This is a genomic window from Pseudomonas sp. KCJK9000, from assembly GCF_046230725.1.
Taxonomy (GTDB): Bacteria; Pseudomonadota; Gammaproteobacteria; order Pseudomonadales; family Pseudomonadaceae; genus Aquipseudomonas; species Aquipseudomonas promysalinigenes.
Map to the genome: position 1 here is coordinate 21,764 of NZ_JBJJLN010000045.1, position 13,077 is coordinate 34,840.

12 protein-coding genes and 1 pseudogene are annotated in these 13,077 nt (G+C 60.8%); 11 read left to right on the top strand and 2 right to left on the bottom strand.

The annotated features are described in order from the left end of the window. The first annotated feature begins 26 nt into the window (after nucleotides 1-26). The 3 genes from ACK59H_RS17960 (at nucleotide 27) to rpoS (ending at nucleotide 2,807) form a co-directional block, all read left to right on the top strand. The gene (locus ACK59H_RS17960; RefSeq protein WP_186478724.1) at nucleotides 27-665 is read left to right on the top strand and encodes a protein-L-isoaspartate(D-aspartate) O-methyltransferase; all 639 of its coding nucleotides are present in this window, start codon (nucleotides 27-29) and stop codon (nucleotides 663-665) included. 168 nt (nucleotides 666-833) lie between these two features. Further along, nucleotides 834-1,691: a peptidoglycan DD-metalloendopeptidase family protein gene (locus ACK59H_RS17965; RefSeq protein WP_186478723.1), complete on the top strand. Its 858-nt coding sequence runs from the start codon at nucleotides 834-836 to the stop codon at nucleotides 1,689-1,691. Nucleotides 1,692-1,799: 108 nt separating this feature from the next. Beyond that, the gene (gene rpoS / locus ACK59H_RS17970) at nucleotides 1,800-2,807 is read left to right on the top strand and encodes an RNA polymerase sigma factor RpoS (protein WP_060479506.1); all 1,008 of its coding nucleotides are present in this window, start codon (nucleotides 1,800-1,802) and stop codon (nucleotides 2,805-2,807) included. A 523-nt stretch (nucleotides 2,808-3,330) separates the two neighbouring features. Here rpoS and fdxA read toward each other — a convergent pair. Beyond that, on the bottom strand, nucleotides 3,331-3,654 hold the full coding sequence (gene fdxA / locus ACK59H_RS17975) for a ferredoxin FdxA (protein ID WP_060479505.1): 324 nt from the start codon (nucleotides 3,652-3,654) through the stop codon (nucleotides 3,331-3,333). Nucleotides 3,655-3,794: 140 nt separating this feature from the next. Beyond that, nucleotides 3,795-6,368, bottom strand: coding sequence for a DNA mismatch repair protein MutS (gene mutS / locus ACK59H_RS17980; protein WP_060479504.1), 2,574 nt, complete (start codon nucleotides 6,366-6,368; stop codon nucleotides 3,795-3,797). A 126-nt stretch (nucleotides 6,369-6,494) separates the two neighbouring features. On the opposite strand from mutS, the gene ACK59H_RS17985 reads away from it, so the two are divergent. The 8 genes and pseudogenes from ACK59H_RS17985 to ACK59H_RS18020 form a co-directional block, all read left to right on the top strand. After that, nucleotides 6,495-7,232 carry a S24 family peptidase gene (locus ACK59H_RS17985; protein WP_060479509.1) on the top strand — a complete coding sequence of 246 codons (738 nt, stop codon included), beginning with the start codon at nucleotides 6,495-6,497 and terminating at the stop codon, nucleotides 7,230-7,232. Nucleotides 7,233-7,706: 474 nt separating this feature from the next. Beyond that, nucleotides 7,707-8,045, top strand: a complete 339-nt coding sequence (locus ACK59H_RS17990) for a phage holin family protein (RefSeq protein WP_060479503.1) — start codon at nucleotides 7,707-7,709, stop codon at nucleotides 8,043-8,045. Between the two features lie 11 nt (nucleotides 8,046-8,056). After that, nucleotides 8,057-8,554, top strand: a complete 498-nt coding sequence (locus tag ACK59H_RS17995; RefSeq protein ID WP_060479502.1) for a hypothetical protein — start codon at nucleotides 8,057-8,059, stop codon at nucleotides 8,552-8,554. Beyond that, nucleotides 8,551-9,111 carry a phage baseplate assembly protein V gene (locus ACK59H_RS18000; protein WP_060479501.1) on the top strand — a complete coding sequence of 187 codons (561 nt, stop codon included), beginning with the start codon at nucleotides 8,551-8,553 and terminating at the stop codon, nucleotides 9,109-9,111. Before ACK59H_RS17995 ends, ACK59H_RS18000 begins: the two co-directional genes overlap by 4 nt. Nucleotides 9,112-9,185: 74 nt before the next feature. Continuing rightward, nucleotides 9,186-9,512, top strand: coding sequence for a GPW/gp25 family protein (locus ACK59H_RS18005; RefSeq protein WP_060479500.1), 327 nt, complete (start codon nucleotides 9,186-9,188; stop codon nucleotides 9,510-9,512). After that, nucleotides 9,509-10,390, top strand: coding sequence for a baseplate J/gp47 family protein (locus ACK59H_RS18010; RefSeq protein ID WP_060479499.1), 882 nt, complete (start codon nucleotides 9,509-9,511; stop codon nucleotides 10,388-10,390). The genes ACK59H_RS18005 and ACK59H_RS18010 overlap by 4 nt, the downstream gene beginning before the upstream one ends. 1 nt (nucleotide 10,391) lies before the next feature. After that, nucleotides 10,392-11,000 carry a phage tail protein I gene (locus tag ACK59H_RS18015; RefSeq protein ID WP_060479498.1) on the top strand — a complete coding sequence of 203 codons (609 nt, stop codon included), beginning with the start codon at nucleotides 10,392-10,394 and terminating at the stop codon, nucleotides 10,998-11,000. After that, a pseudogene (locus tag ACK59H_RS18020) lies at nucleotides 10,993-11,790 on the top strand (phage tail protein); the annotation flags it as partial. The gene ACK59H_RS18015 and the pseudogene ACK59H_RS18020, both read left to right, overlap by 8 nt. Nucleotides 11,791-13,077 lie beyond the last annotated feature (1,287 nt).

Consider the following 13,077-nt stretch of genomic DNA (forward strand, 5'->3'; position numbering starts at 1 on the left):
ATCTGCAGCGCCGTGGCGGTATTGGCATGACCTCGCAGCGTACTCGCGAGCGGCTGATCCAGCGCCTCTACGAAGAAGGGGTGTCCAACGCCAAGGTGCTGGAGGTGATTCGCCGCACCCCGCGCCACCTATTCGTCGACGAGGCCCTGGCGCACCGGGCTTACGAAGACACGGCGCTGCCGATCGGGCACAACCAGACCATCTCTCAGCCCTTCATGGTGGCGCACATGAGCGAGCTGCTGCTGGAGGCGGGGCCGCTGGACAAGGTACTGGAGATCGGCACGGGTTCGGGCTACCAGACGGCGATCCTGGCGCAGTTGGTCGAACGGGTGTTCTCTGTGGAGCGCATCAAGGTGCTGCAAGACCGGGCCAAGGAACGCTTGGTAGAGCTCAATCTGCGCAATGTGGTGTTCCGTTGGGGCGATGGCTGTGATGGCTGGCAGGCGCTGGCCCCCTACAATGGCATCATCGTCACTGCTGTGGCTGCTCAGGTGCCGCAGGCGCTTCTCGACCAACTGGCGCCCGGTGGACGCATGGTCATCCCAGTCGGCCCGGCTGGCGAGGTGCAACAGCTGATGCTGATCGTTCGCGAAGAGCATGGGTTCACCCGTCGCGTGCTTGGCCAGGTGCGGTTCGTACCGCTACTCAACGGCCCATTGGCCTGAGCCGTCACGAATATTTGCACCCGCAACGAATTCCTGCGCTGCGGGCCTGTCTATCAGGCGGGGCCTAAGCCCTGCCATTGCGGCTTGGCTCGGTTATAATTGCAACAATATTGCATTTCACATCGTCTTATCGGTTTATCGGTTTTTGGCACCATGAGGGGAGCGCGGGTGGGGCACACAGGCATCGGGCAGCGCAAGGATGGGTCGGTTTTCAAGCTTCTGGCGATTGCACTGGCCGTGGGCGCCCTGCTTACGGGTTGCTCCAGCACAGGCTCCAGCGGTGCCCGCGTGGTCGACCGCAACGCAGCTGCGGCCAAGCGCCCCGCTGTGACGACGGGGCAGTACATCGTCAAGCCTGGCGACACGTTGTTCTCCATCGCATTTCGTTATGGGTGGGACTACAAGGAGCTCGCTGCACGCAACGGCATCGGCGCCCCGTATACCATTCGTCCCGGCCAGGCGATCCGTTTCAGCAGTGGGTCCTCCAGTAGCACCACCGTGGTTTCCAACCCCTCATCCTCCAGCAAGACTACGGTCATTCGTCGCCCTGCCGGCGGGCCTATCAACCCTCCCCAAAGCGGCGGAAAGTCGACGCCAACAACGCCTGTTGCGCCTACGCCGGTGGTTGCCACGGTGCCTGCCGCAGAGCGCGCCGTGGGTAAATGGGCATGGCCGGCCAATGGCGTGCTGATTGGAAAATTCGCTTCAAACGGTAGTTTGAATAAAGGCATTGATATCGCCGGTGATTTGGGACAGCCTGTTTTTGCTGCGTCTGATGGTGCGGTGGTCTACGCCGGGAGTGGTTTGAGGGGCTACGGCGAGCTGATCATCATCAAGCACAGCGATACCTACGTCAGTGCCTACGGCCACAACCGCAGGCTGTTGGTTCGGGAGGGGCAGCAGGTCAAGGCAGGGCAGTCGATTGCTGAAATGGGGTCAACGGGCACTGATAGGGTGAAGCTGCATTTCGAGATTCGCCGTCAGGGCAAACCCGTCGATCCGCTCCAGTTCCTGCCACGTCGTTGATCGTTGTACCTGGCCTGTTCCTCTGAAGTAGAGGGGACGGGCTCCTGCGTTGCCAGGGAGACAGGCGTCGCATGAGTCTGAGTTCGAACTCAGCAAAGGACTATAACAATGGCTCTGAGTAAAGAAGTGCCGGAGTTTGACATCGACGATGACGTCCTCCTGATGGAGACGGGCATCGTTTTGGAAACGGATGTGGTGTCAGACGAACCTGCTGTACCCTCGGTTCGGACCAGAGCCAAGACAGGCTCTTCGCTCAAGCAGCACAAGTACATCGACTACACCCGAGCGCTCGATGCCACTCAGCTGTATCTCAACGAGATCGGCTTCTCGCCGCTGCTCTCGCCGGAAGAGGAGGTACACTTTGCGCGCTTGTCGCAGAAGGGTGATCCCGCCGGCCGTAAACGCATGATCGAAAGCAACCTGCGCTTGGTGGTGAAAATCGCCCGGCGTTATGTCAACCGTGGCTTGTCTCTGCTCGATTTGATCGAAGAGGGCAACCTGGGCTTGATTCGGGCAGTGGAGAAGTTCGACCCGGAACGCGGCTTCCGCTTCTCGACCTACGCGACTTGGTGGATTCGCCAGACCATCGAGCGGGCGATCATGAATCAGACCCGCACCATCCGCTTGCCTATCCACGTGGTCAAAGAGCTCAATGTCTACCTACGTGCCGCGCGGGAGCTGACGCAAAAGCTCGACCACGAACCATCGCCGGAAGAAATCGCCACACTGCTGGAAAAACCGGTTGCAGAGGTCAAGCGCATGCTTGGCCTCAACGAGCGGGTATCCTCGGTGGATGTTTCGCTCGGGCCGGACTCGGACAAGACGCTGCTCGACACCCTGACTGACGATCGCCCGACCGACCCGTGCGACCTGCTGCAGGATGACGATCTGTCGCAGAGTATCGACCAGTGGCTGGGTGAGTTGACCGACAAGCAACGCGAGGTGGTGGTGCGTCGCTTTGGCCTGCGGGGGCACGAAAGCAGCACATTGGAAGATGTGGGCTTGGAGATTGGCCTTACCCGTGAGCGCGTGCGGCAGATCCAAGTAGAAGGGCTCAAGCGCCTGCGCGAGATACTTGAGAAAAACGGCCTGTCCAGCGAGTCACTGTTCCAGTAAACCTGGCACCGCTGCCCGAAAAACGCCTCGATGACCTCGGGGCGTTTTTGTTTGTGTTGCCTGGCGCTGCAGGCGACACATGCATGGAGAGCTAGCTCGGTTTTTGAGGAGCAATAATGTGAATGGCGCTACCACTGATTCATCGCGTGTAAGCTTTTGCTTACTCTTTATGTAAGCCATCAGCGCAACTGCCAGTAAATCAAAGGCGTTTTCAGCTAGAGATTTTTCGTATCTATTTGATTTTCAGCGATTTTTTAGCTGTGTGGAAGTGTGTCCCCAGTAATATTCAGAGAGAAGCTGCATTTGCCTGCTTTGGGGAACTCGCTAGTATTTGAACTGTGCACACGGACATGCACAGGTTCTCAGGGAGAGAGCCAAGGACATCGCAAGAAGCGATTTCATCAGGACGATGTTTGGGACAAGCAGGGACTACGGAAAAAATGTGGGCGGGTCAAACCGCCCCTTTTTTTTGCCCGTAATAAACGAAAAAAGGCCCTTTGCGGGCCTTTTTTGCTCCGGGCATTTAGCGCTCCAGATCGGCGATCTTGCCAGGCTTGCCGTCCCACTCTTCGGCGTCCGGCAAGGCCTCTTTACGCTCGGTGATGTTCGGCCAGACCTCTGCCAGTTCGGCATTGAGCTCGATGAAATTCTCCATGCCAGCGGGGATCTCGTCTTCCGAGAAGATCGCTTGGGCAGGGCACTCAGGCTCGCACAGTGCACAGTCGATGCACTCGTCCGGGTGAATCACCAGGAAGTTCGGGCCTTCGTAGAAGCAGTCCACCGGACAGACTTCCACGCAGTCGGTGTATTTGCATTTGATGCAGTTGTCGGTGACGACGAAGGTCATTTCTAGTTCTCTCCTCAGGCGACGGCGGCGGCCCTTCCTCTCGGGGCCGCGCGGTTTGCGGGCATATGGCTGCAGGCCAGGCTAATAACCTGCAGCACCAGCAAACCGCGGCGGATTCTACCAGCTTGTAGTGGGCGCCGTTATAACAGGTTCTTTAGTTGATATAGCGTTTCGATAGCTTGACGCGGGGTCATGTCATCCAAGTCCAGCTTGCCCAGCTTCTCGATGGCCGGGTGTGGCAGGCTGGCGAACAGGTCGCTCTGGTGCGGAACGTGCGGCTCGTCCTTGGCCTTTTTCGTGACCGGTGTTTCATGGGGCAGGCTGGTGGTTTCCAGCCGGCCCAGGTGCTCACGTGCGCGCAGGATCACTGGCGCAGGCACCCCAGCCAGCTGCGCCACGGCCAGGCCGTAGCTCTGGCTGGCCGGGCCAGGCAGCACATGGTGCAGGAAAACGATACGCTCGTTGTGCTCGGTAGCGTTCAGGTGCACGTTGGCCACCAGCGGTTCACTCTCCGGCAGCACGGTCAGCTCGAAGTAGTGGGTGGCGAACAAGGTATAAGCACGCAGTTGGGCCAGGCGCTCGGCGGCGGCCCAGGCCAACGATAGGCCGTCGAAGGTGCTGGTGCCGCGGCCGACTTCGTCCATCAGTACCAGGCTACGGTCGGTGGCGTTATGCAGGATGTTGGCGGTTTCGCTCATCTCGACCATGAAGGTCGAGCGCCCTCCGGCCAGGTCGTCGCTGGAGCCGATGCGGGTGAAGATGCGATCGACCAGCGACAGCTCGCAGCTGGCTGCTGGCACGAAGCTGCCGATGTGCGCCATCAGTACGATCAGTGCGGTCTGGCGCATGTAAGTGGACTTACCGCCCATGTTGGGGCCGGTGATGATCAGCATGCGCGTGCTGTCGTCCAGCCCTAGGTCGTTGGCCACAAACGGTGTGGTCAGCACCTGCTCGACCACAGGGTGGCGGCCCTGCTCGATGCGCAGGCAGGGCTCGTCGGTGAAGCGTGGGCAGTTCAGGTCGAGGTTCAGCGCACGTTCGGCAAGGTTGCTCAGCACGTCGATCTCGGCCAGCGCAGCGGCGCTGTCCTGCAGCGGCGCCAGGTGACTGATGAGGGTTTCCAGCAGCGCGTCATAGAGCATCTTCTCGCGCGCCAGGGCGCGGCTCTTTGCCGACAGCGCCTTGTCCTCGAAGGCCTTGAGCTCGGGTGTGATGAACCGCTCGGCGCCTTTGAGGGTCTGGCGGCGGATGTAGTCGCCAGGTGCCTGCTCGGCCTGCTTGGTCGGCAGCTCGATGAAGTAGCCATGCACGCGGTTGTAGCCGACCTTGAGGTTGGCAAGGCCGGTGCGGGCCTTTTCACGGGCCTCGAGGTCGATCAGGAACTGGCCGGCGTTCTCGCTGATTGCCAGCAGCTCGTCCAGCTCGCTGTCGTAGCCGGCTTTGAGTACACCGCCATCGCGAATCACCGCTGGCGGGTTGTCGATGATCGCCCGCTCCAGCAGGCTGGCCAGTTCCGGATAGGTGCCGGTGATCGCGGCCAGGCGCGCCAGGTGCGGTGCCTCCAACTCGCTCATGGCATTCTGCAATTCGGGCAGCGCGCCGAGTGCATCGCGCAGGCGCGCCAGGTCGCGCGGGCGGGCATTGCGCAGGCCGATACGAGCGAGGATCCGCTCGATATCGCCGATTTCCTTAAGCTGAGGTTGCAGCTTTTCGAAGCGGTAACCGTCGAGCAGGCAACGGATCGAATCCTGGCGTGCCTGCAGCACCTTGAGGTCACGCAGGGGGCGGTTCAACCAGCGGGTCAGCAGGCGGCTGGCCATGGCCGTCTGGCAACGGTCGATCACCGACTGCAGGGTGTTGTCCCGTCCACCTGCCAGGTTCACATCCAGCTCCAGGTTGCGGCGGCTGGCACCGTCCAGAATGACCGTATCGTCCAGGCGCTCGTGGCGCAGGCTGCGCAGGTGCGGCAGGGCGGTACGCTGGGTTTCCTTGGCGTAGGTCAGCAAACAGCCGGCAGCGCCAATGGCCAGGGTCAGCTTGTCACAGCCAAAACCTTTCAGGTCTTTGGTCGCGAATTGCTGGCACAGGGCCTTGCGTGCCGAATCCCGATCGAAGTCCCACGGCGCGCGACGACGGGCGCCGGGGCGCTTTTCGGCGGGCAGGTCGCGTGGCCAGTCGTCCGGGATCAGCAACTCGACCGGGTTCAGGCGTTCGAGTTCGGCCAGCAGGTTTTCCCAGCCCTTGATCTCCTGCACGCTGAAGTTGCCACTGGTGATGTCCAGCACCGCCAGGCCGAACAGGCGTTCGTCACCGAGCAGGGCGGCGATCAGGTTGTCGCGGCGCTCGTCGAGCAAGGCCTCGTCACTGACCGTGCCGGGGGTGATGATGCGCACCACCTGGCGTTCCACCGGGCCCTTGCTGGTGGCTGGGTCGCCGATCTGCTCGCAGATCACCACCGACTCCCCAAGCTTGACCAGCTTGGCCAGGTAGCCCTCCAGCGAGTGGAACGGGATGCCGCACATGGGGATCGACTGGCCGGCCGACTGGCCGCGCGCGGTCAGGGTGATGTCCAGCAGTTTCGCGGCTTTCTTTGCATCTTCGTAGAATATTTCGTAGAAGTCGCCCATGCGGTAGAACATCAGCTGGTCCGGGTGCTGATTTTTCAGCTTCCAGTACTGCTGCATCATTGGGGTGTGTGCGGAAAGATCAGACATTCAGGGCCTTACAGCGGGTGATCTGGTTGGCGATTTTCAAACCGGCAATGGTACAGGCTTTTTCAAGCAGATGCAGGCGGGCCAGGTGCATTGCATTTATGCGCGCATGGCTGCATTATGCACGCTATGCAAATACGCAATGTAGCCACTGTACTCAGACAATTGCTCGACCGCCACGGCCTGTCCCCTACAGAGCTGTACCGGCGCACGGGCGTCCCGCAATCGACCCTGTCGCGTATCCTGGCTGGCAAAATAGTCGATCCTTCAGACAAGCACGTGTCGAAAATTGCCGACTACTTCGGCGTGACCACCGAACAACTGCGCGGTCGCGCCGAGCTGGGCGAAACCCGCGAGGCGACCTTGCCCGCCCACGGCCATGCGGACCTCAGCGATATCAGCCTGTGGGATGATGAAACCCCCGTCGAGGACGACGAGGTGTCTGTACCTTTCCTACGTGAGGTCGAATTGGCAGCTGGATCAGGAAGATTCGTCATCGAAGAAAGCGAGCGAGCGCGGCTGCGGTTCGGTAAACGCAGCTTGCGCCACAACGGTGTGCAATTTGACCATGCCAAATGCGTGACGGTGCGGGGTAATAGCATGCTGCCGGTGTTGCGCGATGGCGCGACAGTGGGAGTCAATACAGGCAAATGCTCTATCGGCGATATCATCGATGGCGATCTTTATGCCATCAACCATAACGGCCAACTGCGAGTGAAACAGGTCTATCGGTTACCTACCGGCATCCGCCTGCGTAGTTTCAACCGCGACGAACACCCCGACGAGGACTACAGCTTCCAGCAAATGCAGGATGAGCAGATCAGCCTGCTCGGCCATGTGTTCTGGTGGGGCATGTACGCCCGCTAACAGCCTTTCTCCATAAAAACCCGCTACGGCGGGTTTTTTTTCGTCCGCAGAAAAGCCCTACAAGGCAGGCGGCGCATAGCCTGCATGCACATGAGCAAAATCCAATGCATAAAAATAGTAAAAAATGCATTGACTGCATATGCGTTGATGCATAACCTGTGTCTCAAGCCGGACAGAAACCGGTTGTTACACAGGCAGCGATGGACAGGCCTCAACTGTCCAGAGGGTTGGCAACTGGCCCGGGTGTGCAGCGTAAAGCACCACGAACAGTTATCCGGCGGGCAGGCGGCCGCGGTCGGAGACACCAATTTGAAGCGCAACCGCATGGCGTCACCAGTCGTGGCCTGCGGTTGAACCAACGCATTACTCAAAGGCCTGGCGAGCCGGGCCTTTTGGAATGCCGAGTGTTTGAACAATACCCAACAAACCCGTCTGCTGGCCCGGCCAGCGGGCATCCATACAGGAGACAGGACAGTGACGAACGAGCAACAAGCGTTGCTGGAGATGCCGCTCTGGCTGGTGATCGTCCTGGCATTGCTGGGCGGCCTGAGCGGTGAAATGTGGCGGGCAGACAAGGCCGGCGCCACCGGTTGGTCGCTGCTGCGACGCCTGGCGCTGCGCTCCGGGGCCTGCATGGTCTGCGGCGTATCGACGGTAATGCTGCTGTATGCCGGCGGCTTGTCGATCTGGGCGGCCAGTGCATTTGGCTGCATGACTGCGGTCGGCGGCGCCGATGTCGCCATGCGGCTGTATGAACGCTGGGCGATCCGGCGCCTGGGCTTGCGCGACAGCACGCAAGCCGACGAGCGATAAGGAGAATATGCATGAGTGAACTGACCACTTTGCACGCGGCAGTGACAGCAACTATTCGTGAGGCGATGCCGGAGCTGGCGTCGGTAGATGCCTATACCGCTGTAGGAAATGCCCCGGAGAGACCGGCGCTGCGCCACGGCATCGTGCAAATGACGGCAGATGCAGCGCCGCGCGATGGCCGCTCGGTGCTGATCGCCACCTTCGAGGCGGACATCACCGCCGACAGCGCCAACCCCGAGGCGCGGCTTCAGGGCAGCCTGCTGGCCGCACAGTTGATGGATCTGCTGCGCCAGCAGCATTGGGCACTGGATTTCGTCGAAGCCAGCCGCAATGTCCAGGCGCAGTTCGAGGGCAGCGCCTGGACCGTGCGCTGGGACCAGCCGGTGCTGCTGGGTGAGCCTCGCTGGAGTTGGCCGGACCAGCCTCCGGGCAGCCTCGTGTTGGGTTTTGCGCCTGAGATCGGCCTGGGTAATGAAGCGCATTACATCGCACCCGAGGACCTTTCATGAGCTACGTCAGCGCCATGCACGACCGCATGCTGGCATGCCTGATCATTCCCTGTCGGGTAGTGGCGCTAGACCTTGCCGCTGCCCGGGTGCGGGTGTCGGACGGCAGCGGCTGGACCAGCGCTTGGTTGCGCTGGCATGCCCAGGCGGCCGGCCAGGCGCGGCACTGGCGGGCGCCCAGCCTGGGGGAGCAGGGCGTGCTGCTCAGCCCCAGTGGTGAGCCTGCCCAAGGCACCTTTCTACCCGGCCTGTATGGCAATGCCGGCAATGCGCCGGACAACCGCGAACAGGTCGAGGTCTGGCGCTTTGCCGATGGCGCATCCCTCAGCTACGACTGGCAGGCAAGCCACTATGACATTCAGCTGCCTGGCGGCAGCGTGAGTATCAAGGTTGGCTCCAATAGCGTGCTGGTCACCGACGTGGCGATCAGCCTACAGGCCCCAACGATCAATCTCACAGGCAAGGTCACGGTCGACGGCCCGCTGCAGGTCAGCGGCGACATCAACGGCGGTGGGCGGATCATCGATACCGCCGGCAACACAGCCAACCACAAACATTGAATAGAGCCCGCTCATGCGGGCTTTTTTTCATCTCAGGAGAATGCCATGCATAGCCATGAACAGGGCGGTGCACCGTGATCGGCATGGACCGTCGCACCGGCCAGCCACTGAGCGGCATCGATCATCTGCGCCAGTCCATCGAGGACATCCTCAGCACGCCGCAGGGCAGCCGGCGTATGCGTCCGGAGTACGGCAGCCAGTTGCGGCGTTTCGTCGACCTGCCGGTCAACGAGGGCTGGAAAAGCGCCGTGCAAGCGGAAGTGGCCCGCGCCTTGGGCCGTTGGGAGCCGCGCTTGCAGTTGCAGCGGGTCAAGGTGGTGGCGGTGCTCGATGGTCAGGTGAGTCTGGCCTTGAGCGGCCGCTATCTGGGTGATGAAGCTTTGGTAGAGGTGAGCGTATGAGTCAGGTGGATCTGTCCAAGCTGCCAGCGCCGCAGCTGCTTGAAGACCTTGATTACGAAGCGCTGTACCAGGCTGACCTCGAGACCTTTCGCGATTACCTGGGCGAGGCCTGGAACGCCAATCTGGAGAGTGATCCAGTCACCAAGCTGCTGGAGGTGGGCGCCTATCGCAAGCTGCTCAACCGGGCCCGTATCAACGATGCTGCAAAGTCGCTGTTGTTGGCTTACGCCCAGGGTGGCGACCTAGACCAGTTGGCTGCGAACGTCAGCCTGCACCGCCTGGTGATCCAAGCGCAGGACCTGACCAGCGTCCCGCCCATGGAGGCGGTACTTGAGGCCGACGATGCCCTGCGTGAGCGAATCCAATTGGTCTATGAAGGCCTGACCACCGCCGGGCCACGTAACAGTTACATCCTGCATGCCCGCAACGCATCGGGGCAGGTGGCTGACGCCACCGCCGAAAGCCCGTCGCCGGCCGTGGTGGAGGTAACCGTACTGAGCCTGGAGGGCAACGGCCAGGCCAGCGCCGAGTTGCTGGCACAGGTGGCGGCCTACCTCAACGACGACGACATCCGCCCGGTTGCCGACCGGGTCAACGTGCGCAGCGCTCAAGTGCTGCCCTATCGCATAGACGCCGTGCTCTACCTGGCGGACAACGGCCCGGAGTACGAGGCGATTCTGGCCGAGTGCCAGCGCCGGCTGGCCGCCTGGATCAACCCGCGCCGGCGGCTGGGCGTACAAGTGGCACGCTCAGGTATCGATGCACAGCTGCATATCGACGGGGTGAGCCGGGTCGAGCTCAATGGCTGGGCCGACATACTGCCCAGCAAGGCCCAGGCAGCCTGGTGCAGCGGCTTTACGTTGAAGCGAGGTGGCTGACATGCAGAGCCTATTGCCGCTCAACCGCACAGCGTTGGAGGGTGCCATTGAGAGAGCAGGCGATGAAGACCTCAAGGTCAGCCTGCGCCAGCTCTATAACCCAGACACCTGCCCATCGGCCTTGCTGTATCAGCTGGCGTGGGCGTGGTCGGTAGATCGCTGGGATGAAGGATGGACTGATGACGTCAAGCGGTCAGTGATCAAATCGTCGTTCTATATCCATAAGCACAAAGGAACGATTGGCGCTCTGCGGCGCGTGGTTGAGCCGTTCGGCTATCTGATCGAGGTGGTCGAGTGGTGGCGGACGTCGCCTCAAGGGGCCGCCGGAACCTTCGCGCTCAAGGTCGGCGTATCGGACTCCGGCATCAGCGACGCCACCTATCGCGAGCTGACGGCATTGCTCGACGACGCACGGCCGGTGAGCCGGCATATGGTCGGCCTGGAAATCAGCCTGGAAACCATCGCAAAGGTGTACCTGGGTATGAACATCAGCGACGGCGACATCTGCGAGGTGTATCCGCCCATGCAGCGAGACATCGAGGTCATTGGCGTGATTGGGCGCGGTGGCCGTGAGACAACAATCGACACACTGGAAATTGCACATGGTTGACCAGAACTCCCAGTTCTACGCGATCCTCACGAATGTGGGCGCGGCCAAGCAAGCCAATGCTGATGCCTTGGGCATTGCTTGGAAAATCACACACATGGGCGTGGGTGACGCCAACGGCGCCGACCCTACCCCTGATGCCACACAAACCCGATTGATCAACGAGTGGCGCCGGGCGCCGCTCAATCAGCTCAAGGTCGACGATAAAGACGCTTCGATCATCATTGCCGAGCAGGTGATTCCAGCCGATATCGGCGGTAAGTGGATTCGCGAGATCGGTCTGTACGACGAAGCTGGCGACCTGGTGGCGGTGGCCAACTGCGCGCCGACCTACAAGCCCGTGCTCTCGCAGGGTTCAGGGCGCACTCAAGTGCTGCGCATGAGCCTGGTGGTCAGCAGCGCCGCTAATGTGCAGTTGAAGATTGACCCCAGCGTGGTGCTGGCTACCCGCGAATGGGTTACCGAGGAATTGGCGCGCCAGGACTTCAAGCACTCAGTATTGGCGGCCACTACGGCCAACATCGCCCTTAGCGGCCTACAGACCATCGACGGCGTGCCGTTGACGGCCGGTGCTCGAGTGCTGGTGAAAAATCAGACCACAGCCCGGGATAACGGCCTTTATACGGTAGTGCCGGGCGCTGCCTGGAGCCGTTGCGACGATGCCAACAGCAGTGCCAAGGTCACCCCCGGCCTGCTGGTTTTGGTGGAGAAGGGCACGGTCAACAGCGACAGTGCATGGCAGTTGGTCACCGATGCGCCGATTACCCTGGGGGTTACGGCGCTGTCGTTCGAAATGGCGTTCGGTCGTAGTGGCGTGGCGGCCGGCACTTACCGCAGCGTGCAGGTCGACAAGTACGGCCGCGTGGTGGCGGCGACCAACCCGACTACGGTCGCGGGATATGGCATCACAGATGTTTATACCAAGTCCGAAACCTTCTCTCGCGCTGAAACTACTTCGGCGATTGCTACGGCGGTGGCCAGTGCTGTGGCCGGTCTGGTGGATTCTTCGCCTGCGGCTTTGGACACGCTGAAAGAGCTGGCGATGGCTATCGGCAATGATCCGAACTTTGCCACTACTATGGTCAACGAGTTGGCGAAAAAAGCGAACTTGGCATCGCCAAAGTTGACCGGCACCCCGGAGGCGCCAACCGCGCAAGTCGGCACCAACACCGACCAACTGGCCACTATGAAGGCTTTGCTGCAAGCACTGGCGTCGTTCGGCTTGGCTTCAGGTAGGTCGATGTTCGTCGATGATCTGAATACATTGCGCGGCACTTGCTTTTTTGGCTTTGGTGATAAGGCCATTGGAGCGATTGTTTCAGGTGTCTACGATGCGATTGGCTTTCAGATCGAATCGGTAGGGCAGCGTACACAGTTTGCGGTTCCCGGTGGTGCCAGGCTATACGTGCGCACGGACGACAGCAGTGATGCGAGTGGTTTCGAGCCGTGGACGGAAATCGCATCCGTTAACGCCCTCAATTTATTGTCCGACATCGTGGCACTTAAATCGCCTATCGCCTCGCCAGCATTCACAGGCACTCCTACTGCGCCTACGGCGCCTTTAGGTACTAACAACACGCAGCTTGCCACCATGGCGGCGCTGCTGCAGGGCATCAACGCTTACAAACGCAACTACGGCGGTAACGTGGTCGGCGTTGGTGCGAATATCACGCTGCTAGGGTCGCAGACGGGTTACGCCTTCAATGTGACTGCACCGGTTACAGTCTCACTGCCAGCGGCCGCAGATGCGGGGTCGGGAGGAACCTACGTTATCCGTAATGTAAGTTCGGGCGTCGTCAACATCAATGCTCCCGCGAATGGGAAAATTGTCGAGAAAAACAACACCGTAAACTCGGCGCCCCTGCAAGTTGGCGAATGGGTGGAGCTGCAAGCGTCTACCACGAACTATTTCATCAATAAGCGCGGCACGCTGAGCGAGATCGGTAAGGTGGTCAGCGACGCTATGGCGTCGTTTGGTATTGGCGGCTACAACGTTAAATCGGGCGTTGATATCAATACGCTGACCCAAGGCGGGCTTTCGTATTGCATCAATCCGACTAACAGCCCAGTCGGCACGCAA